The sequence below is a fragment of the Bradyrhizobium cedriense genome (assembly GCF_054602315.1).
The window spans coordinates 90,337-111,563 of record NZ_JBTSWB010000012.1 but is presented as its reverse complement, the minus strand read 5'-3'; the positions used below and the strand labels follow the sequence as shown (position 1 = coordinate 111,563).

Sequence of the window (21,227 nt, the reverse complement as noted above, 5' to 3'; positions counted from 1 at the left end):
ATCGGATTTCATCAGGGCCAGCGGTCGTAAACCCGCACCAACAGGCCGGACATATGACTGAAGCCGACCAAGTCGTTCGATATTTCAAAAAGTGCTTGCCAATAGGGGCCGTCCACATATGACGGGGTGGAGAAACTATCCCCCCACCGCGCCTTGCGTGTTCACATACAGCGCGTAGATCGACTGGCTCGCCGCCATGAACAGGCGGTTGCGCTTGACGCCGCCGAAGCAGAGATTGGCGCAGCGTTCGGGCAGGGCGATGCGGCCGATCATGACGCCGTCCGGCGCGAACACGACCACGCCGTCGAGCTCGGGATCGCCCATGCCCCAGCCGCACCAGAGATTCCCGTCGACGTCGCAGCGCATGCCGTCGGGCGTGCCTGGGCCTGCATCGATGTGGACGCGCTTGTTGGAAATCGTGGTGCCGTCGGCCGAGACGTCATAGGCGAGGATCTTGCGGTTCGGCACCCCGCGCGATTCCACGACGTAGAGGATCTTCTCATCCGGCGAGAAGCACAGTCCGTTCGGCCCGAGCACGCCTTCGGCGACGATCGTCGCCTTGCCGGTCGCGGGATCGAGCCGGTAGACGTTGGGCTCGATCTCGGGTTCTGCCTTGTAACCCTCGTAGTTGCCGAGCAGGCCGAAGGTGGGATCGGTGAACCAGATCGAGCCGTCGGATTTGACGACGACGTCGTTCGGCGAGTTCAGCCGCTTGCCGTCGAACGAATCCATCAGCACGGTGATGCTGCCATCATACTCGGTGCGAACAACGCGTCGGCCGCCATGTTCGCAGGTGATGAGCCGTCCCTGCCGGTCGCGCGTGTTGCCATTCGCGAAATTCGAGGGTTTGCGGAACACGCTGACGGCGCCAGTCTCTTCCTCCCATTTGAGGATGCGCTGGTTCGGAATGTCGCTGCAGAGCAGATAACGCCCGTCGCCGAACCACACCGGACCCTCCGCCCAGCGTAAGCCCGTCGCCAGCCGCTCCACCGCAGAAAGTTTCAGCCAGTATTTTTCGAAGCGCGGATCGAGTGCCTTGATCGCGGGGTCGGGGTAACAGGTCGCCGGCCGCCAGCCTTGCGTTTGGGACGATGCATCGTTCATGTGCGGTTCTCGTGTTGCGTTCCCTCTGTCCAAGTCTGCTAGCATCAGATATCCATGGTCGCAAATCGGTCGCTATGGGCGAGGGAACGACATGCCGCGCATTTTGATGACGGGAGCTTCGGGCGGAATCGGAACGCGGCTGCGCAAACTGCTGCCGCCGATCTATCCGGATCTGTTGCTCTCCGACATCAAGCCACCGGCCGATCTCGGAGCCAACGAAGAATTCAAAGCGGCGGACCTCGCCGATCTCGCGCAGTGCGAAGCGATCTGCGAGGGCATCGACGGCATCCTCCATTTCGGCGGCTATTCGGTCGAAGGCACCTGGGATCAAATCCTCCAGGCCAACATCATCGGCGGCTACAATCTGTTCGAGGCCGCCTACCGCAAGGGCGTCAAGCGCGTGGTGTTTGCCTCGTCGAACCACGCCGTCGGCTTCTATCCGCGCCACCACAAGATCGGCACCGACGTCACCGCGCGGCCCGATAGCCGCTACGGCGTCAGCAAAGTGTTCGGCGAGGCCGTCGGCGCGCTCTATGCCGACAAGCATGGCCTCAAGGTGACGTGCCTGCGCATCGGCAATTTCGGCGACATGCCGTTGGACCAGCGCCGGCTCGCGATCTGGCTCAAGCCCGACGACCTCGTGCAGCTCTGCCGCATCGGACTCGAGCATCCCGACATCCATTTCGAGGTCTTCTATGGCGCCTCCTTCAACGAGCGCGCCTGGTGGGACAATCACCGCGCCTACGAATTCGGCTATCGCCCGACCGGCCGTGCCGAAGATTTCCGCGAGCACGCGATGGCCGAGCAGGCCAAGCTGAAGCCGGACCCGGTCGGCGATTATTTCCAGGGCGGCACGTTCTGCAGCATGGAGTTCGATGCCGACCCAGCCCGCGTGATCGACTGGAATAAGCGGTAGAAGCGGTTTACCTGCCGAGCGTCACCAGCGGCTTGCCTGTCTCGACGATGTACGTCGCAAGCTCCGACGCGGTGCCGCTGCCGACGTTCTTCACCTCATGGTGTATCCCGTGAGGGATGAGCAGTACGGCGCCAGCCTTCAGGATCACCGGCTGCTTGCCGTCGAGGCGATATTCCAGCTCGCCTTCGATCAGATAGACGAGCTCTTCGCCCGGGTGACTGTGCCTGACGGCGACAACGCCCGGAGGAAAGTCGACGCGGACCTGGACGACCTCGCGTCCGGGGACGCTCAGAGCTTCCTTCATGAGATGTGTTCGCTTGATGTCTCCCAGCCGTGGCTCTTCGGATCGTGCAGCGAGCGAAGTCAGGCTGGTTGCGGCGATCAATGCCGCCGCAACGATGATTCCATGTCTCTTCATGTGAATGTCCTATCGGTTGTGCGCGTCCTTGCGCGGATGTCGATCAGGCGGCGGCCGCCGCCGAGGGTGTTGCGCGAAAGCTGATGGCCATGCGGTTGTAGGCGTTCATCAGGCTGATGGCGATCGTGAGGTCCACGAGCTCACGCTCCTCGAAGACGGCGCGCGCGGCCTGGTATGCCTCGTCAGGAACGCCGGTCTCGGCAACCCGTGTCACCGTTTCGGCCCATCCCAGGGCGGCCCGCTCGCGCTCGTCGAAGAGATTGCCGGCCTCGCGCCATGCCTGCAGCAGCGCGATCTTCTCGACCTTCTCTCCCTTCTTGAGCAGGTCGCGCGTGTGCATGTCGAGGCAGTAGGCGCAATTGTTGATCTGGGAGATCCGCAGATAGACCAGCTCGATCAGCGTGGGGGAGAGGCGGCTCTGCAGGACGTAGCCGTAGACGCCACCGAGCGTCTTGATGCCTGCCGGCGCGATCTGGTTGTAGTCGAGACGCTTACTCATGGTCTTCTCCTTGATGATGATCCTGCTCGGAGGCGGTGGTCAGATCCTTCTCGCCGCTGTCGACGACGAATACTGCGAGCAGGCTAGCGGGCTTGGACTTGCTCGCGTTGCGGCTGACGGGATGACGGGAGCCCGGCGGCTCGTAAAAGCTCTCGCCGGCGCGGTAGACCCGTCTCGGTCCGTCGTTCACCTGGGACTCGATCGAGCCCGACAGCACGTAGCCGAAAATGAAGGCCGACTTGGCGTGGATGTGCGGAGGCGACGCTCCGCCAGGTGCATAGTTGACGACCAGGGCCACGACTGACTTGCCCGGGATATTGGGAATCGATTGCTCGAAATGCGGCATGACCGTTTCGCCGATGCCGTGGGCGGCGCTCGGCGTCGCACCCGCAATGGCAATGGCAGCGCAAGCCGCACCGAAGATGGATGGCACTTTCATGGAGGTCTCCTGTTTCGAATTCGTGTCTGTTGTGCTGCGGCGCGTTGTTCACCTGCGGATGACCGCCTTCACCGAGTCCGCGAACACCCAGAAGGAAGCAGCCAAAAGGCCGACGTCCTTCAGCAGGAACTGCCCCGGAGCGACCGTGATCGCGGGCGCACCGAGCTCCGGCACGACGACGCCAGGCGTCGAGATCATGAAGCTCAGCGTCGTGACGAACAGTCCGGCCGAGAGAAGGCCGCCGGCTGCGGAATAGATCGGGCTTGCCAGCCGGAGCGCGATCAACGACCCGATGCTCAGTTCGACGAAGCCGAGAAAAGTGGAGAAGCCGCGGACCGAGAACAGCGCGTAGAACCAGCGCAACAGCGGGCTGTTTTCCACCAGAGGCACCAGCCCCTGGGCTTCGTAATCGGTGAATTTCATCCCGCCGAACCAGGCATAGATGATTGCAAGCGACGCATAGAGACCGATCCGGCTGACCGGTTCTGCGTAGGCCAGCAGGCGTTCAGACTGATCGCGCCAGCTGATGGTTTGGCTCAGCGCGATGGGTGAGGTGGACGAGTGGCTGACGATGCGTGACATGGTTGTCTCCATTTTTTGATGCTGGGTATCGCTCACGCATTCACGTGCGTGTGCAGGTTGTAGCGAGGGGCGGGAATGGCGCTCGAGAGCGTGTTCGTCATGGCGAGCCGCGCGCTCTCGTGGCGATCCCACACGGACTTGTCGGCCAGCGCCGGGATCGTCACGACTTCGCCGAGGTCGAGACCCGCGAGCGCGGCGTCGACCATGTCGTCGGCCGACATGACGATCTCGGCGGGCAGTTGGTGAACCGGCGTACCGGCGACATCCCAAAACTCGGTCGCAGTGGCGCCCGGCAGCACGGCTTGCACGCGGATGCCCTTGCCGGCGAGCTCGTGAACGAGTGACTGGGTGAATGCGAGCACGAACGCTTTCGAGCCGCCGTAGACGCCGTTCAGCAGTTCCGGTGCGATCGCGACGATGGAGGCGATGTTGATGATCGTGCCGTGGCCGCGGTCGATGAATCCGGGGACCGCCGCGTATGTCAGGCGCGTGAGCGCGCCGACGTTGAGGCGGATCATGTCCTCCATTTTGTCGACGTCGGAGGCGATCAGCGGGGCTGAGGCACCGACGCCGGCGTTGTTGACCAGCAGCGAGATGCCGGGCTCGGTTCTGAGGAGTTGCTCGACACGGCGCAGGTCGGTAGGGGATGTGAGATCGGCTTCCACCGTCTCCACCTTGCGGCCGCTTTCGTTGGCGAGCCTGCGCGCCAGCGATGCGAGCCGCTGCCTGTTGCGTGCAACGAGGATGAGGTCGTGGCCGCGCTTCGCCAGGCGATCGGCGTAGATCGCGCCGATACCGGTCGAAGCACCGGTGATGAGGGCAGTGCCTTTTCTGGTCTGGGTCATTTTCGTCTCTCCGTTTCGGTGCGGAGAGGAATAGGCGCTTCCGGAAATGACGGGTATCTGGCAAATTCGGGATCTATCCTTCCAGAATATGGAAGTCATAAATGGATCGTCTCGAAAGCATGTCGGTGGTTTTGGCAGTGGCGGAGGCCGGCAGCCTGTCAGCTGCTGCACGCCATCAGAAAATGCCCCTGGCAACGGTGAGTCGAAAGGTGTCGGAGCTCGAGGAGCACCTGCACACCAAGCTGTTTCACCGATCGAGCCGCGTCCTCGTTCCTACTGACGCCGGACGCTCCTACATCGCGGCGGCCAAGCGAATTCTTGCTGATCTTGCCGAGGCCGAACGCGTCGCCTCCGGCGAATACACCACGCCGCGCGGAGATCTGAGTGTCACGACGCTCGTTGCACTCGGCCGCTTGTGCCTGCAGCCGATCCTGGCCGAGTTCCTTGCGGCCTTCCCGGAGGTCGACGTTCAGCTCAACTTGCAGGACCGGACGCTCAATCTCCTGGACGAGCACATTGACGTCGCGCTTCGTGTCGGCGATCTCGCCGACAGCGGCCTGATCGCCGTGCGCGCGGGGGAAATTCACCGCGTGGTGTGCGCCAGCCCGGCCTATCTGGAACTGCGCGGTATGCCGAAGTCTCCCGACGATCTCTCTACGCATGACTGCATCAGCTATCCTCCGCTCCAATCGCCGAGCACGTGGAGATTCAAGCGAGGGCAGACCGAGTATGCGGTGCCGGTGCGGTCGCGCTTCATTGCGAGCAATCTGGAATCCGCCTTCGATGCCGCACGCGCAGGCATAGGGGTCACCGTCGCGTTCTCATACCTCGTCGCAGATCCGCTGCGGTCGGGAGAACTCGTCGCGCTTCTGCAGGACTTTCAGCCCCCGCCGCAACCGGTCAACTTCGTCTATTCGCCCAACCGCTTCATGCCGGCCAAACTGCGAGCCTTTCTCGATTTTGCAGTACCGCGCCTGAGGGCGCGCCTGGCCAATATGCCCCGGGACGTGGCGTCGCGTAAGCAACGGTCGTAACTGTCGGACCCGGACGTCAGAAATGCAGGTTGAGACGCAACAGCGCCTGGTGCCGTTCGAACTGCTCCAGGTTGAGGCTGCGGCTGTCGCCGACCGCGCTGCCTGCAACCTGCATCTGCCAGGTACCGGAGATGCCGACTTCCTTCGAGATGGTGTAGGAGAAGGTCGGGCCAGCGAAGATGGCATCGCCGACGAAGCGGTCGAGTGCGCCGCCGTCATACGCCCGTGCGTAGCGAACGCCGAGGCCGAGCACGAGTTCGGGCTTCACTGCGTACGAGATCGCTGCCTGGAGCTGCATCTCGGAATCGTGTCGCCAAAGATTGGTGGCGATCTCGCGGGTTCCGCCGGTCCCATACCAGACGTTGAAGGCCGCAAACAGCCTGTCCTTGACCAGCTCGCGATCGAAGAGCGCGGCAAACTCTGCGCCATATTGCTGGATATGCATGCCGCTGGCATCGTCGATCCGGCTCCAGCCGGGCTGCGCATGGAGGGTGAGCCCAAAGGGCGCGACGGCACGATCGACCAGCTTGTAGCGCAGTTCGAGCGCGGCGCCGCCGAAAGAGACGTCCGAATGATCGGCAAGTCCCGGAACGCCGTTGATGCGCTGTCCGCTCAGCGCAAATCCGGGTGCGATCCGGAAATTGTCCGAGACCGTGTATTTGACCTGATTGAGATTGGCCCAGGCCGCGTAGCTGCCGGCGCGCTTGCCGAACGCACCGACATTCTCGAATTCGATCTCGGTTTCGCCGGGCTTGCCGATGTCGGAACCCATGCTGAAGCCGAAGATGTGCTCGGTATCGATGTCCGCGTGAGCTGACGGCAGACCGCCCGGCAACTTGACGCCGAGACCAGGTGCGGAGCCGGGCCATGGAGCAGCATATGCGAGGCCGCGTGCGCCCTCGTCCGCGGAGGCGGAGACGCAGCTCGCAAGATAACCGGCGACGATGGTTGCCGCCGCCATTGCGCCCGGGAAGCTCGATTTTCTCACCAACACAATCCACCAACCCACACAAACCAAAGCCCGATCGACGCAGGGGTTTAGGTTCGCGCAATCTTCCCTGCGATTGCAAGTCATTCGCAACAGCATTCCATGGAACGGCCCGGAATGCAACTACTTGCTAATCATTCTTAGTTGCGTTCGAGACGATTATCCGTATCGCTGGCCTGGAGCAGGGGAAGCCGGCGGAGGCGCACCTGAGGTTCAGCTGCTTGCTTCATGCGAATTGCAGAGACGCCGAGTTCCAGCGAACCCGCGCCGCAGAAGCTGGAAAACCGGAGCACTAGCGCTCGTTCGGGAGCGTCGAGAATCGGCAAACCAGATGTAGGATTGGGAGTTGAACCTGCGGCGAGCCGCGCTGTGAGATGCTCGCGTGAGAAGGGCCCCGGCCACCAAGCGTCAGGCCTGCACCCCGGCTTATTGACAATCAGGGGGCTGGCCTTACCACGACGACAAAGCTGAAGGGAGCGACCTGATGACGAGTGGCTTGCGCAAGGGTCTGACGAGCTATGGCGACGCCGGCTTCTCGCTGTTCCTGCGCAAGGCGTTCATCAAGGCGATGGGCTATTCCGACGACGCGCTGGAGCGCCCGATCGTCGGCATCACCAACACCTATAGCGACTACAATCCCTGCCACGGCAACGTCCCGCAGATCATCGAAGCGGCGAAGCGCGGCGTTATGCTGTCGGGCGCGATGCCGTTCGTATTCCCGACCATCTCGATCGCCGAAAGCTTTGCGCATCCGACCTCGATGTACCTGCGCAATTTAATGGCGATGGACACCGAGGAGATGATCCGCGCCCAGCCGATGGATGCGGTGATCGTGATCGGCGGCTGCGACAAGACGCTGCCGGCGCAGGTGATGGCGGCGATCAGTGCGGATCTGCCGACGGTGGTGATCCCCGTAGGTCCCATGGTGGTCGGCCATCACAAGGGCGAGGTGCTGGGCGCCTGCACCGACTGCCGTCGGCTGTGGGCGAAATATCGCGCCGGCGACATGGATGATGCCGAGATCGAGGCGGTGAATGGCCGCCTGGCGCCATCGGTCGGCACCTGCATGGTGATGGGCACGGCCTCGACCATGGCCTGCATGATCGAAGCCATGGGCCTGTCGCTGCCGATGAGTGCGACGATCCCCGCGCCGCATGCCGAGCGTTTCCGCCTCGCCGAGGCGAGCGGCAAGGTGGCCGCCGAGATGGCCAAGACCAAGGGACCGAAACCCAGCGAGTTGCTGACGCCTGCCTCTTTCAGGAATGCGCAGGTCGTCCTCCAGGCAATCGGCGGCTCCACCAATGGCCTGATCCACCTGACCGCAATGGCGCATCGCTCGCCGCACCGGCTCGATCTCGACGTGTTCGACCAGATCGGCCGCGAGGTGCCGGTGCTGGTCGACCTCAAGCCGTCGGGCGAGCATTACATGGAGCATTTCCATCACGCCGGCGGCGTGCCGAAAATGCTGGCGCAGCTCGGCGACCTCGTCGATCTCGACGCCAGGACCATCTCGGGCCAGACGCTGCGCGACGTCGTCGCCAATGCGGAAGAGGTGCCCGGCCAGGACGCGATCCGCCCGCGTGACAATCCGATCAAGAAGGAAGGCGGCCTCGCCATTCTGCACGGCAATCTCGCCCCGCGCGGCGCAGTCATCAAGCAATCGGCCGCGAGCCCGAAGCTGTTGCAGCACACCGGGCGCGCCGTCGTTTTCGAATCCGTCGAGGACATGACCTTGCGGGTCGACGCTCCCGATCTCGACGTCACCGCCGACGACGTGCTGGTGCTGCGCAATGCCGGGCCGAAGGGTGCGCCGGGCATGCCCGAGGCGGGCTATCTGCCGATCCCGAAGAAGCTCGCGCGCGGCGGCACCAAGGACATGGTACGCATCTCGGACGCACGCATGAGCGGCACCGCGTTCGGCACCATCGTGCTGCACATCACGCCCGAGTCCGCCGTCGGCGGGCCGCTGGCCCTGGTGCAGAACGGCGACATGATCAGCCTCGACGTGGCCAGGCGCAGCATCGAGCTGCTGGTCGATGCCGCCGAGCTGGAGCGACGGCGCGCCGCCTTGAAACCCGCAGCAGCGCCTGACGAGGCGCGGCGCGGCTACGCGTGGCTGTTCAACGAAACCATCATGCAGGCCGACGAGGGCTGCGATTTCGATTTCATGCAGAGGACGGGCCCCGCGAAGGGCTGAGCCACCGACCGCAGGACTATCGCATTCGAGAGCTTCCCTGCGGCCATCCTTCGAGACGCCCGCTTTAGGCGGGCTCCTCAGGATGAGGACGGAGTGCGCGGCTGCAGTTTCAACGGGTGCTGACGCTGATGAGCCTCATCCTGAGGAGGCGCGTAAGCGCCGTCTCGAAGGACGAGGCGTACGCACAGGCCGCCGCCACGGGTCATATGCGATAGCCTGCCACCGATCGTGTGGCCTACTTGCCTTTGCTGGTGAACTTCTTCACGGCGGCGCGGAACGGCTCCGTGTTCATCGCCATGATGATCTTGTGCTCCTCGGCATCGAGCTGCTGCTTCACCGGCGTGGTCGCGGCCTGGTAGACCAGCTGTTTGGTGCCGGCGATCGCGGCCGGTGGATTCTGCGCCAGCCGTTCGGCAAGCTGCCGCGTTGCCGCCTTCAGCTCGGTTGCGGGAACGGTCTTGGCGACCAGGCCCCATTCATAGGCCTGCTGCGCGGTAAAATTGTCCTCGGCGAGAAAGATCTGCAGCGCCCGGCGCGAGCCCACCGTGCCGACGATGCCGACAGTCGAGCCGCCGTCCGGCGACACCCCGATCTTGGCATAGGCCGGCGTGAACTTCGCGTCCTCAGCGGCAATGCAGAGGTCGGTGACGAAGGCGAGGCCCATGCCGGCGCCGGCGGCCGAGCCGTGCACGCTGGACAGCGAGATCTTCGGCATGCGGCGGACGATCTCGATGAAGGCATGATAGTGCTTCAGGAGCTCGCCGACGACAGGCGTCACCGTGCCGGCTTCGGCGGCGGCTCCGATCGTCTGCAGATCGCCGCCGGCCGAGAAGGCGCGGCCTTCGCCTTCGAGGACGACGACCTTGATGTCGTCCGCGCCTTCGAGATAGGCCGCGAGCTGCTCGAGCTTCTGCGCGATCGCGAGATTGATCGAGTTGTACGCGGCAGGGCGGTTGAGGGTGATGGTCGCGATTGGGCCGTCGATCCGCAGCAGGGCAGGATCGTCGGGCTTTGAGATGGGAGCTGGCATCTTGAAATCCCCGGCAGGAGGTCGAGGCTCGAACTAAATCGCAGAAGGCGAGGGGTGACAATCCCCAGCCGCTCTTGCACTGGGCCAAACGATAGGCTCAAATGGGCTCGCCTTCGCCAAGGAACGGACACGAGCGCCGGCTCCTCCGCGGCCAGCAAACCAAAATCAGCGAGAGAGGAGCCGGCATGGGTTACGCTCGTGTCTTCCGGAAATGGGCTGTCCAATGACGGACGGTCCGGTGATCATCGTCGGCGCCGGCCATGGCGGCTACCAGGTCGCGGCATCGCTGCGCCAGGCGGGTTTTTCAGAGCGCATCTGCCTGATCAATGACGAGGCGCATCTGCCCTATCAGCGCCCGCCGCTGTCGAAGGCCTACATCAAGGGCTCGGCGGGGCCCGAGAGCCTGATGCTCCGGCCGGAGAAATTCTACCAGGACCAGAAGATCGAGCTGATCGCCGGCCGCGCCGTCTCGATCGACCGCGCCGGCCGCAAGGTCCTGCTCGCCTCAGGCGACACGCTGCCTTACGGCCATCTCGTGCTGGCGACGGGCGCGCGCAACCGCCTGCTCGATCTCCCCAACGCCAACCTGCCCGACGTCAAATATCTGCGCATCCTCGACGACAGCGAGGCGCTGCGGCAGATCATGCCCACCAAGAAGCGCGCCGTCATCATCGGCGCCGGCTTCATCGGCCTCGAATTCGCTTCCACGGCGCGGATCAAGGGCCTCGAGGTCGACGTGCTCGAGCTTGCCCCGCGCGTGATGGCGCGCGCGGTGACGGCCGAGGTCTCGGAGTATTTTCAAGAGCGCCACCGCGAGGCCGGCATCCGCATCCATCTCGGCGTGCAAGCCACTTCGATCGAGGCGGAGGGCGGCAAGGTCACCGGCGTGTCCTTGAGCGATGGGCGGCATCTGCCGGCCGATCTCGTCGTGGTCGGCGTCGGCGTGCTGCCGAACATCGAGCTCGCGGCCGAGGCGGGGCTGCCGGTCGCCGCCGGCATCATCGTCGACGAATATCTTGCGACGGCAGATCCCGACATCTCGGCGATCGGCGACTGCGCGCTGTTCGCAAGCCCGCGCTTTGGCGGATCGCTCCGGCTGGAATCGGTGCAGAACGCCACCGACCACGCCCGCTGCCTCGCGGCACGCCTGACCGGAGACAAGAAGCCCTACGACAGTCATCCCTGGTTCTGGAGCGATCAGGGCGACGACAAGCTCCAGATCGCAGGGCTCACCACCGGCTACGACCGCGTCGTGCTGCGCGGAGACCCCGCCAGGAAGGCGTTCTCGGCGTTCTGCTACAAGGGCGACAAGCTGCTCGGCATCGAGTCCATCAACCGCGCCGGCGATCACATGTTCGGCCGCAGATTGCAGGGCATGGATCGCTCGATCACACCGGAGCAGGCCGCTGACGAGAGCTTCGACCTGAAGAGCGCGCTGGCGTGAGCGCTTAGAGCGGCAAGACCGCCGCCACCTCCGCGGCCGTCGGCATCGACGGCCCGGCGCCCATTCGCTGCACGCTGATCGAGGCGGCGGCATTGGCGAAGGCGAGAGCGGCGGGTAACGGCATATCGTCGGCCAGTTGCGCGGCCAGCGCGCCGACAAAGCAGTCGCCGGCGCCTGTGGTGTCGACCGCTTTCACTGCGCGGCCGGCCACGGCAATCTCCTCTCGCACCGCCAGCGCGAGCACGCCGCGTTTGCCGAGCGTGACGCAGATGGTCTGGTCGTCGCGCGCCTGAAGCTGTCGCGCCACCTCGATGATCCGCGCAGCAGTATCGTCCTCCGAAAGCTCCACGCCGGCGAGGAAGCCGAGCTCGGTCTCGTTCAGCACGAGGATGTCGACGAGCGCGAGCAGCTCGCGGGACATGGCCTGCGCCGGTGCGGGGTTGAGCAGCGTCGTGGCCCCGGCGGCGCGGGCGCGCCGGAAGAACGCGGCGATGGCCGGCAGCGGAATCTCGAACTGGCTGACGGCGACGTCGCCCGCCAGCAGCGGCACGACCTCGACGTCTTCAGCGCCGACAAGCCCGTTGGCGCCGGGAACGACGACAATGGTGTTGTCGGCCTGCGCCACCGTGATGATCGCGGTGCCGGTGTGGGCGTCCGCCGTCTCCACGACATAGCCGAGATCGATGCCCTGATCGCACAGGAACGCCTTCAGCTCGGCCCCGAACGAATCCTTGCCCAGCCGTCCGATCAGCGTGGTCCGCGCGCCAAGCCGAGACGCGGCGACTGCCTGGTTGGCACCCTTGCCGCCCGGAAAATACAGGACTTGGCGGCCGGCAACGGTCTCGCCGACTTTCGGATGGCGATCGGCGGTCGCCACCACATCCATGTTGATGCTGCCGGCGACGAAGACGCGCCCCATCCTGATCCCCGCGCCTGTTAGACCCTGACCTCGAACTCGTGCCTGACCTTGGCGATGTCGACGAGTGTCGGCAGGCCGGCCTCGTTGCCGAGACGCTGGATCTTGAAGGTCGAGGCTGCGCGCGCGAAATCGAAATGCTCGCGCCAGCTTTTCCCGGGATGGGCGAGGTAGGAATAGACGTAAGCGCCGTGGAAGACGTCGCCGGCGCCGTTGGTGTCGATGACGCGCTCGCGCGGGATCGGCATCGCCGGCATCACCTGCACCGTTCCTGTCTCGTCGTACCAGAGCAGCCCCTTCTCGCCCATGGTGATGCCGCCGATCTTGCAGCCGCGGCCCTTGAGGTAGTCGAGCATCTTCTCCGGCGTCAGGTCCATCTGTTCGCACAGACGCTCGGCGACGATCGCGACGTCGATATATTCGAGCAGCTCGTGGGTGTTGGTGCGCAGCCCGCCGCCGTCGAGCGAAGTCAGGATGCCCGCCTCGCGGCAGACTTTTGCGTAGTGGATCGCGGCGTCCGGCTGGTGTCCGTCGACATGCAGCGCGCGACAGCCGCCGAGATTGAGCATCGGGAAGGGATGGATATGCTCGTCGTCGCGGCAGCGGACGATGGCGCGCTTACCGTCCTTGGGCATGATGAAGGAGAGCGAGGACTGGTTGACCTTGCGCCCATGCAGCGAGATCCCGTACTTCGCGCACATGTCCTGGAACATGCGTCCCAGCCAGTCATTGGCTGCCGTGGCGATGAGATCGGGCACGATGCCGAGCTTGGCGCAGCAGAAGGCCGCCGTTACCGCATTGCCGCCGAAGGAAACCGCGTAGTCCGAGGCCACGTGCTTCTCGTCGCCGGTCGGCATGTGGTCGGTGATGAAGACGACGTCGATATAGGTCTGTCCGATGAAGAGAGCCTGCATTGATTGTCCGTGATGCGCTTGTGGTCCCGGCCGGCGGGATTACTCTAGCACCGGTTCCGCTCCGGAGGGACGCTGAAATTATTCGCAAAACTGCCGCCCGAAGCGCTTGAGGTCAGCATGTTGCCGGAATACGACCAAGTCGGGCCAATGCCAAGCCCGGACAAACGCCGTCTTTCGGGCCGTGAGTTCCAAGTCGATCCTAGAGGGTGCAGGATGATCACCGGTCTCGATCACATCGTCGTTCTGGTGAGCGATATCGGTGCGGCCAAGGCGGCCTATCAGACGCTGCTCGCCCGCGCGCCGGCTTGGCAGAATTCCGGCGATGGCGCTGACCGGGTGCTGTTCACCCTCGACAACATGACGATCGAGCTGATGGCGCCGAGCGGCTCCAGCGTCACCGCCGACCGCATGCGCGCGCTGCTCGACGACCAGGAGGGCATGCTCGCCAGCCTGTGCTTTCGTGTCGCGGACATCGGCAAGATGCACCGGCGGCTGGAGCGGGTGGCCTTGGGGCCGGACCCGGTTGCGGAGGTCGAAAGCAGCGACGCGGTCACTGGCGCCGTGCTGCACTGGAAGCGCACGCGTGCCGCCACGGAGCTCACGCGCGGCGTGCGCATGTTCTTCCTCGAGCTGGCCGACGAGCGTCCGAAATCGGTCGCGACCGATATCGCGCCGATCGACGCGCTCGACCATGTCGTGATTACCACCGAGGACTCCGAGCGCGCCGCCGCACTCTATGGTGCGCGGCTCGGGCTTGATCTCGCGCTCGACCGCTCGCACCAGGACTGGGGCCAGCTGATGTTCTTCCGCTGCGGCGACCTCATCGTCGAGGTGGTGCGCCGGCCCGTCGCCGGCGGTGACCTCGCGCATGACCGGCTCTGGGGCCTGAGCTGGCGGGTCGCCGACATCGACGCCACCCGCGCCCGCCTGATCGCCAGCGGACTCGATGTGAGCGAGGTTCGCAACGGCCGCAAGCCGGGCACGCGGATCATGACGGTGCGGAACGGGACCTGCGGAATCCAGACCGTGCTGCTGGAGCGCTCGCCGAAGCCGGTGGATTGAGGCACGGTCTCTCCCCCGTCATTGCGAGCGCAGCGAAGCAATCCAGAATCTTTCGGCGGTGGCAGTCTGGATTGCTTCGTCGCTTCGCTCCTCGCAATGACGGCGCCCACGTGTTACACGCGCCTTGTAAGCATCCCAGCGAGCACCCGGTTTGGCGAAGGCAAAGCGAACTCTGAAATGGCAACGCGACCCCGAGGGGATGCGGCTGCGCATTCTCGAAGCGGCCAAGCAGGAGTTTTCCGCCCATGGGCTCGCCGGCGCACGCGTCGACCGCATCGCGGCGAAGGCCGGCGCGAACAAGCGCATGCTCTATTATCACGTCGGCAACAAGGACGAGCTCTATCTCGCCGTGCTCGAAGGGGCCTATGACAAGATCCGCAGCGAGGAGCGCGGGCTCGATCTCGAGCATCTAGATCCGCCCGAGGCCATCAGGCGGCTGATCGAATTCACCTGGAATTACTTCCTGCGCAATCCGGAGTTCCTGTCGCTGCTCCAGACCGAGAACCTCGCGCGCGCAAAGCACCTGAAGAAATCGACCAAGGTCAAGTCGATGCACTCGCCCTTCGTCGAGATGATCCGCACCGTGGTGCGGCGCGGTGTCGACAGCGGCGACTTCCAGGTCGCGGTGGATCCGGTGCAGCTCTACATCTCGATCGCGGCTCTGAGCTTCTTCTATCTCTCCAACTCGGCGACGCTCAGCGTCATCTTCGGCCGCGATCTCCTGGACAAGAAGGCCAAGGACGAGCGCCTCGCGCATATGGTCGGCCTGGTCCTGGCGGCGCTGACGGGGCAGTCCGCCGCGCTTTTCGCGATCGCGAAAGCGCCGAAGGCCCGCGCGAGCGTGGTGCAGACGGCGTAGCCGGAATCCGCGCCACGCCCTGTGATCGCAGCACGCAAGTGATGCACTGCTGAGCCGGAGTCCATGTTGCTGTCGAGCATGTCGCCGCTAGGTCCGGCTCAGTGCAGCAACGCTTCGCGTCGCAGCGCGGCCGCGACACGGAGGCGATAGTCCCGTCCCCCACAGCCCGGAACCCAGCACAAAACGTCACAGGGAAAGCTCTGGACAGTATTTATCCAACGGGTTAATTTCTCCTCACAACGAAGAAAATGCCGGGAGTGGAAATTGGCCGAGCCGAAGCCGCAAAATGCGGTGTCCAAGTTGCTGAATGCGGCCTGGGTTCGGCCGTTCTTGTTCCTGGTCTTCATCGTCGTCGCCTGGGACCTGGCGATTCGCCTGTTCGGGATTCCCGCCTACCAGATCCCGTCGCCGCTCGACGTCGTTGCCGTGCTGCGCACCGAATGGCCGGAGCTGCTGCGCCAGTCATGGCCGACCACCTACGCAACCGTCTGCGGCTTCCTGCTGTCGGCGCTGTTCGGCATTCCCGTGGCGATGCTGATCGCGGGCTCGAAGACGGTGGAGAGCTACGTCTATCCACTGCTGGTGTTCTCCCAGTCCGTGCCGAAGATCGCGATCGCGCCCTTGTTCGTGGTCTGGTTCGGCTTCGGCATCATTCCCAAGGTGATCTCGGCCTTCCTGCTCGGCTTCTTCCCGGTGGTGGTCTCCGCCGTGCAGGGCTTCAAGTCGGTCGATCCTGACATGGTCGATCTCGCTCGCGCCATGCAGGGCAGCCGCTTTCGGGTGTTTCGCGCGGTGAACCTGCCGCATGCCTTGCCGGCGATCTTCTCAGGACTGAAAGTGTCGGTGACGCTGGCCGTGGTCGGCGCCGTCGTCGGGGAGTTCGTCGGCTCCAATTCCGGCATCGGCTACGTCATGCAGCGCTCGATCGGCACCTTCGACCTGCCGACGATGTTCGCGGCGCTGGTGATCCTCGCGCTGCTCGGCGTGGTCCTGTTCTGGATCGTGGATCGGATCGAGAAGCTGGTCATTCCCTGGCATGTCAGTCAGCGCGAGGACGTGATCTTCGCCGCTTGAGTATTTTGGGCTCTGAAGTGAAACAACGATCGGCCACCAACGGCCGACGCAACAACGGCAAAAGGGAGATTGACGATGAAGCGCTTGATTGGGGCCGTCTCGGCGGTGCTGATGACCTTCGCAGCCATGCCGGCGCAGGCGGCCGACAAGGTCGTGCTGATGCTCAACTGGTACGTCTATGGCGAGCACGCACCGTTCTATTACGGCAAGGCCAAGGGCATTTACACGTCCGAAGGCATCGAGCTCGAGATCCAGGAGGGCCGCGGCTCGGCCGCGACCACGCAGGCCGTCGCCGCCAAGACCGCCGATTTCGGCTATGTCGACGTGCCCACCATGATGCGCGCCGCGATCAAGGGCGCGCCGGTGGTCGCGACTGGCGTGCTGCTCCAGACCAGCCCGATGTCCGCGATGGGCTTTGCCGACAAGAACATCAGGAAACCCGAGGACATCAAGGGCAAGACGGTGGCGATCACGCCGGCCGACTCCATGACGCAGATCTGGCCGCTGTTCCTGAAGAAGACCGGCCTGAAGGAGAGCGACTTCAAGACGGTCGCCGGCGACGGCCAGACCAAGCTCAACGCCGTCATCAACGGCCAGGCTGATCTTCTTCTCGGTTACGTCATGGACCAGTCGATGAAGATCAAGGACGCCACCGGCAAGGACGTCTATCCGATCAAGTTCGCCGACTACGGCATCAACATGGTGTCGTCGGGCATCATCGCCAACGCCGACTACGTGAAGGCCAACGCCGATCTCGTCCGCCGCTTCATGTCGGCGACGACGAAAGCGGTCGAAGCTGCCGAGAAGGAGCCGAAGGCCGCGGCGCAGGCGATCCTCGATGCCAATCCCAAGGGCGGCAAGATCGACACGCTGACGCAAGGTTTCGAGCTGACCATTCCGCTCTATCGGACCGCGGAGACCAAGGGCAAGCGGCCGTTCCAGGTCACCGATCAGAACATGACTGATACGGTCAATCTGATGGTCGAATATGGCGGTCTCGACGCCAAGGCCAAGGAGAACCCGAAGGCCTTCTACACCAACGATTATCTGCCGAAGAGCGGCTCGTGACACATTCACTCCCGTCATTCCGAGGCGCCCGAAGGGCGAACCCGGAATCTCGAAATTCCGGGTTCGATGCTTCGCATCGCCCCGGAATGACGGTTGGTAACGTCGAGCGGGTCTGATCGAATGAAAGCTGCAGAAGCGATATCTCACGCGCAGCCGGCCGCGCATCTGCGCCTGGTCGCGGACCGCGCCGGCGATGCCTCGGGCATCAAGCTGTCTGGCGTATCCAAGACCTACCGGACGCGCGACGGCGACGTGCCGTCGTTGCGGCCGCTCGACTTCCATATCAACGACGGCGAGTTCTTCGTCGTAGTCGGCCCAAGCGGCTGCGGCAAGTCCACCTTGCTCAAGCTGATCTCGGGCCTTCTGCCGCCGACGACGGGCGAAATCCTGGTCGAGGGAGAGAAGGTGACGACGCCGCACGGCAATGTCGGCATCGTCTTCCAGAACGCGCTGCTCCTGCCATGGCGCAACATCCTCAACAACGTGATGCTGCCGATCGACATGAAGCGGCTGCCGCGGCAGAAATATCTCGATCGCGCCCGGTCACTCTTGAAGCTGGTCGGGCTCGAAGGCTTCGAGAAAAAGCTGCCCTGGCAGCTCTCCGGCGGCATGCAGCAGCGCGCCTCGATCTGCCGCGCGCTGGTGCACGATCCCAGGATCATGCTGATGGACGAGCCGTTCGGTGCGCTCGATGCTCTGACGCGCGAGCGCATGAATGTCGAATTGATGCGGATCCAGCGCGAGACGAAGAAGACCGTGCTGCTGATCACGCATTCGATTCCCGAGGCCGTCTTCCTCGCCGACCGCGTGCTGGTCATGACCGAGCGGCCCGGTGCCGTCGCCGCGATCTACGACGTGCCGCTGCCGCGTCCGCGCTCGCTCGACGCGATGGCCGATCCTGTTTTCACGGAGCTCGTGCAGCGCATCCGCAAGCATTTCTTCTCGCAAGGTGCATTGGATTAGAGGCGATGCGATTGGTCTTGGTCGCAACCACGACAACGGTGCGCTCCCTCCCCCGCAAGCGGGGGAGGGCTGGGGAGAGGGTGTCTCCAATCGCGAGAACCCCCCAGAGGAGAAAACCCTCACCCGGCGCGGGACGATGCTTCGCATCGCCCGGAACGCGCCGACCTCTCCCGCAAGCGGGAGAGGTGTACCGCCGCCTGAGCTGCATCTCGGGAGTCGACTAACACCCATGTCATCCCGCCTGAAGTTGCGAGACATCACCTTCTTCGAACGTCCCGTGCAATTCGCGCGGCCGTTCCGCTTCGGTGCGATCACGATCAACGCGACCCCGCAGCTGTTCGTGCGGGTGGAGATTGAGGTCGAGGGCGGGGGAAGTGCCATCGGCGCCAGCGCCGAGTTGTTGGTCCCGAAATGGTTCGACAAGCGGCCGGAGCTGTCGCCGGCGCAAACGGTGGATGGACTGCGGCGATCGCTCGAGATCGCGCGGGGTCTCTATCTGGCGCGGACGGGATTTGTGACCGCGTTCGATCTGCATGCCTCGTGCATCGGTGCCCAGGTCGCGACCTGTGCAAAAGGCAACATTCCGGCGCTCGCCGCGGCTTACGGCCCCGCGGAAATCGACAAGGCGATCCTCGATGCGCTGCTCCGTGCAGCCGAGACCAGCTTCTTCGGCGGGATGGCCGGCAATATCGCCGGCATCGATGCGCGGCTTTCTCCTGACCTGAGCGAGAGGGACATCAGGACGTTCCTCTCCCTCCGGGTGATGCTGGAGCGCGTTGCCATCCGGCACACCGTCGGCCTTGATGATGTCGTTGAAGGCGAGGGCGGCGTTGCCGACCCGCGGGAGAACGCGGGTGCGCGTTATTTCAAGCTCAAGCTGTCGGGCGATCCCACGGCCGACGCGGCGCGGCTTGCCCGGATCGGCAAGGGGCTCGATACGCTGGGATATGACTACAAGGTGACGCTCGACGCCAACGAGCAGTATGCCGACCTCGCGGCGTTGCAGGCACTGATGGACCGGCTCGATCATGACGCCGCGCTGCGCCCGATCGCCACGCGGTTGCTCTATGTCGAACAGCCGATGCCACGCGACATCACCCGGCAATCGCCGCTGGGCGTACTGGCAGATCGCGGTTTCATCATCGACGAAGCGGACGATTCCTACGATGCCTTCCCGTCTGCGCGGGCACTCGGCTATCGCGGTATCTCCTCCAAATCCTGCAAGGGTCTCTACAAATCCATCGTCAACGCGACGCGCGCGGCGAAATGGAGCGCGGGCGGCGAGAAGTTCTTCGTGACCGGCGAAGACCTCACCTGCCAGGCCGGTCTCGCCGTGCAGCAGGACCTCGCGCTCGGCGCCTTGATCGGCGTCACCCACGCCGAGCGCAACGGCCACCATTATGTAGACGGCTTTGGCGATGCGCCTGCTGCCGAGGCGCAAGCCTTCGCGGCTGCGCATCCCGACCTTTACGGCGATGCCGGTCAGGGCATCCGCCTTTCCATCCACGACGGCGATCTCCTGACGGGATCGCTGCACACAGCGGGCTTTGCCACCTCGGTCCATCCGGACTGGTCGGCACTGCGCCCGCTTGAACAGCCAAATTCACTTCAGGAGCAATTGGCATGACCACCCAACGCCTCGGCCTCATCATGAACGGCGTCACCGGCCGCATGGGGCTCAACCAGCATCTGATCCGCTCGATCGTCGCGATCCGTGACCAGGGCGGCGTGCGCCTGAAGAACGGCGACCGCGTCATGCCCGATCCGATCCTGGTCGGTCGCAGCGCCGAAAAGGTCGAGGCGCTTGCGAAGCGCTTCAACGTCACGCGCTGGACCACGGACCTTGATGCCGCGCTCGCCGACAAGAACGACACCATGTTCTTCGACGCTGCGACCACGCAGGCGCGCCCCGGTCTTCTGACCCAGGCCATCAACGCCGGCAAGCACGTCTATTGCGAGAAACCGATCGCGACGAATTTCGAGGAAGCCGTCGAGGTCGTGAAGCTTGCGAACGCCAAGGGCGTCAAGCACGGCACGGTGCAGGACAAGCTGTTCCTGCCTGGCCTGAAGAAGATCGCCTTCCTGCGCGATTCCGGTTTCTTCGGACGTATCCTCTCGGTGCGCGGCGAGTTCGGCTATTGGGTGTTCGAAGGCGGCTGGCAGGAGGCGCAGCGGCCGTCCTGGAACTATCGCGACGAGGACGGTGGCGGCATCATCCTCGACATGGTCTGCCACTGGCGCTACGTGCTCGACAACCTCTTCGGCAACGTCCAGAGCGTGGTCTGCATCGGCAACACCGACATCCCTGAACGCTACGACGAGCAGGGCAGGAAGTACAAGGCGACCGCGGACGATTCCGCCTACGCGACGTTCCAGCTCGAGGGCGGCATCATCGCCCATATCAACATGTCCTGGGTGACGCGCGTCTATCGCGACGACCTCGTCACCTTCCAGGTCGACGGCACCCACGGCTCGGCTGTCGCGGGCCTCACCGACTGCATGATCCAGGCGCGGCAGGCGACCCCGAGGCCGGTCTGGAATCCCGACGAGAAGCGGCTGCACGATTTCTACGGCGACTGGCAGAAGCTGCCGGACAACGTCACCTACGACAACGGCTTCAAGGAGCAGTGGGAGATGTTCATCCGCCACGTCTACGAGGATGCGCCTTACAAGTTCACTCTGCTCGAAGGCGCCAAGGGCGTGCAGCTCGCCGAATGCGCGCTGAAGAGCTGGAAGGAACGGCGCTGGATCGACGTCGCCCCGATCAAGGCGTGAGGTTGATTGGATAGTGCCCCGATGTTTACCAAGCCGTCATTGCGAGGAGCGAAGCGACGAAGCAATCCAGACTATTGCCGCGGAGGCATTCTGGATTGCT

Annotated in this window: 21 protein-coding genes; 11 read left to right on the top strand and 10 right to left on the bottom strand. The window is 64.2% G+C overall.

Features of this window, described 5'->3' with window-relative positions; genetic code table 11:
• Positions 1–135 precede the first annotated feature (135 nt).
• Positions 136–1,104 (bottom strand): SMP-30/gluconolactonase/LRE family protein, encoded by a 969-nt coding sequence (locus ACYCVF_RS35395; RefSeq protein WP_459602699.1) that lies wholly within the window; start codon positions 1,102–1,104, stop codon positions 136–138.
• A 91-nt stretch (positions 1,105–1,195) separates the two neighbouring features.
• Here ACYCVF_RS35395 and ACYCVF_RS35390 point away from each other — a divergent pair, with 91 nt between their 5' ends.
• Positions 1,196–2,020, top strand: a complete 825-nt coding sequence (locus tag ACYCVF_RS35390) for an NAD-dependent epimerase/dehydratase family protein (protein WP_459602701.1) — start codon at positions 1,196–1,198, stop codon at positions 2,018–2,020.
• 7 nt (positions 2,021–2,027) lie between these two features.
• Here ACYCVF_RS35390 and ACYCVF_RS35385 read toward each other — a convergent pair whose 3' ends face one another.
• From ACYCVF_RS35385 to ACYCVF_RS35365, 5 genes are read right to left on the bottom strand one after another with little or no spacing between them, the layout of a single operon-like run.
• A complete protein-coding gene (locus ACYCVF_RS35385; protein WP_459602703.1) occupies positions 2,028–2,438 on the bottom strand; it encodes a cupin domain-containing protein in 411 nt (136 codons plus the stop codon).
• 43 nt (positions 2,439–2,481) lie between these two features.
• Positions 2,482–2,937 carry a carboxymuconolactone decarboxylase family protein gene (locus tag ACYCVF_RS35380; protein ID WP_459602705.1) on the bottom strand — a complete coding sequence of 152 codons (456 nt, stop codon included), beginning with the start codon at positions 2,935–2,937 and terminating at the stop codon, positions 2,482–2,484.
• Complete coding sequence (locus ACYCVF_RS35375) at positions 2,930–3,376, bottom strand: cupin domain-containing protein (protein ID WP_459602707.1); 447 nt, start codon at positions 3,374–3,376, stop codon at positions 2,930–2,932. The genes ACYCVF_RS35380 and ACYCVF_RS35375 overlap by 8 nt, the downstream gene beginning before the upstream one ends.
• 48 nt (positions 3,377–3,424) lie before the next feature.
• Positions 3,425–3,958, bottom strand: a complete 534-nt coding sequence (locus tag ACYCVF_RS35370; protein ID WP_459607334.1) for a YkgB family protein — start codon at positions 3,956–3,958, stop codon at positions 3,425–3,427.
• Between the two features lie 32 nt (positions 3,959–3,990).
• Positions 3,991–4,803: an SDR family NAD(P)-dependent oxidoreductase gene (locus tag ACYCVF_RS35365; RefSeq protein ID WP_459607336.1), complete on the bottom strand. Its 813-nt coding sequence runs from the start codon at positions 4,801–4,803 to the stop codon at positions 3,991–3,993.
• 101 nt (positions 4,804–4,904) lie between these two features.
• Here ACYCVF_RS35365 and ACYCVF_RS35360 point away from each other — a divergent pair, with 101 nt between their 5' ends.
• Positions 4,905–5,837, top strand: a complete 933-nt coding sequence (locus tag ACYCVF_RS35360) for a LysR family transcriptional regulator (protein WP_459602713.1) — start codon at positions 4,905–4,907, stop codon at positions 5,835–5,837.
• Positions 5,838–5,853: 16 nt separating this feature from the next.
• On the opposite strand, the gene ACYCVF_RS35355 is transcribed toward ACYCVF_RS35360, so the two are convergent.
• Complete coding sequence (locus ACYCVF_RS35355; RefSeq protein WP_459602767.1) at positions 5,854–6,798, bottom strand: hypothetical protein; 945 nt, start codon at positions 6,796–6,798, stop codon at positions 5,854–5,856.
• A gap of 511 nt (positions 6,799–7,309) precedes the next feature.
• On the opposite strand from ACYCVF_RS35355, the gene ACYCVF_RS35350 reads away from it, so the two are divergent.
• On the top strand, positions 7,310–9,022 hold the full coding sequence (locus ACYCVF_RS35350; protein ID WP_459602715.1) for an IlvD/Edd family dehydratase: 1,713 nt from the start codon (positions 7,310–7,312) through the stop codon (positions 9,020–9,022).
• 235 nt (positions 9,023–9,257) lie between these two features.
• Here ACYCVF_RS35350 and ACYCVF_RS35345 read toward each other — a convergent pair whose 3' ends face one another.
• Complete coding sequence (locus tag ACYCVF_RS35345; RefSeq protein WP_459602717.1) at positions 9,258–10,052, bottom strand: enoyl-CoA hydratase/isomerase family protein; 795 nt, start codon at positions 10,050–10,052, stop codon at positions 9,258–9,260.
• 223 nt (positions 10,053–10,275) lie between these two features.
• On the opposite strand from ACYCVF_RS35345, the gene ACYCVF_RS35340 reads away from it, so the two are divergent.
• A complete protein-coding gene (locus ACYCVF_RS35340; protein ID WP_459602719.1) occupies positions 10,276–11,496 on the top strand; it encodes an NAD(P)/FAD-dependent oxidoreductase in 1,221 nt (406 codons plus the stop codon).
• A gap of 4 nt (positions 11,497–11,500) precedes the next feature.
• Here the strand turns inward: ACYCVF_RS35340 and ACYCVF_RS35335 are convergent, their stop codons facing one another.
• Both ACYCVF_RS35335 and ACYCVF_RS35330 read right to left on the bottom strand, forming a co-directional pair.
• Complete coding sequence (locus tag ACYCVF_RS35335) at positions 11,501–12,415, bottom strand: ribokinase (protein WP_459602721.1); 915 nt, start codon at positions 12,413–12,415, stop codon at positions 11,501–11,503.
• A gap of 17 nt (positions 12,416–12,432) precedes the next feature.
• Positions 12,433–13,326 carry a sugar kinase gene (locus tag ACYCVF_RS35330; protein ID WP_459602723.1) on the bottom strand — a complete coding sequence of 298 codons (894 nt, stop codon included), beginning with the start codon at positions 13,324–13,326 and terminating at the stop codon, positions 12,433–12,435.
• Positions 13,327–13,539: 213 nt separating this feature from the next.
• On the opposite strand from ACYCVF_RS35330, the gene ACYCVF_RS35325 reads away from it, so the two are divergent.
• The 7 genes from ACYCVF_RS35325 to ACYCVF_RS35295 all read left to right on the top strand — a co-directional run bounded on the left by ACYCVF_RS35325 (position 13,540) and on the right by ACYCVF_RS35295 (position 21,127).
• Complete coding sequence (locus ACYCVF_RS35325) at positions 13,540–14,388, top strand: VOC family protein (RefSeq protein ID WP_459602725.1); 849 nt, start codon at positions 13,540–13,542, stop codon at positions 14,386–14,388.
• Positions 14,389–14,539: 151 nt separating this feature from the next.
• Complete coding sequence (locus ACYCVF_RS35320; protein ID WP_459604707.1) at positions 14,540–15,247, top strand: TetR family transcriptional regulator; 708 nt, start codon at positions 14,540–14,542, stop codon at positions 15,245–15,247.
• 264 nt (positions 15,248–15,511) lie between these two features.
• Positions 15,512–16,321, top strand: a complete 810-nt coding sequence (locus tag ACYCVF_RS35315; RefSeq protein WP_459604706.1) for an ABC transporter permease — start codon at positions 15,512–15,514, stop codon at positions 16,319–16,321.
• A gap of 75 nt (positions 16,322–16,396) precedes the next feature.
• Positions 16,397–17,389, top strand: a complete 993-nt coding sequence (locus ACYCVF_RS35310; protein ID WP_459604705.1) for an ABC transporter substrate-binding protein — start codon at positions 16,397–16,399, stop codon at positions 17,387–17,389.
• A gap of 120 nt (positions 17,390–17,509) precedes the next feature.
• Positions 17,510–18,352: an ABC transporter ATP-binding protein gene (locus ACYCVF_RS35305; RefSeq protein ID WP_459604704.1), complete on the top strand. Its 843-nt coding sequence runs from the start codon at positions 17,510–17,512 to the stop codon at positions 18,350–18,352.
• A gap of 229 nt (positions 18,353–18,581) precedes the next feature.
• Entirely contained in the window at positions 18,582–19,979 is a 1,398-nt protein-coding gene (locus ACYCVF_RS35300; RefSeq protein ID WP_459604703.1) for an enolase-like domain-containing protein, read from the top strand.
• The gene (locus ACYCVF_RS35295) at positions 19,976–21,127 is read left to right on the top strand and encodes a Gfo/Idh/MocA family protein (protein WP_459604702.1); all 1,152 of its coding nucleotides are present in this window, start codon (positions 19,976–19,978) and stop codon (positions 21,125–21,127) included. Before ACYCVF_RS35300 ends, ACYCVF_RS35295 begins: the two co-directional genes overlap by 4 nt.
• Positions 21,128–21,227 lie beyond the last annotated feature (100 nt).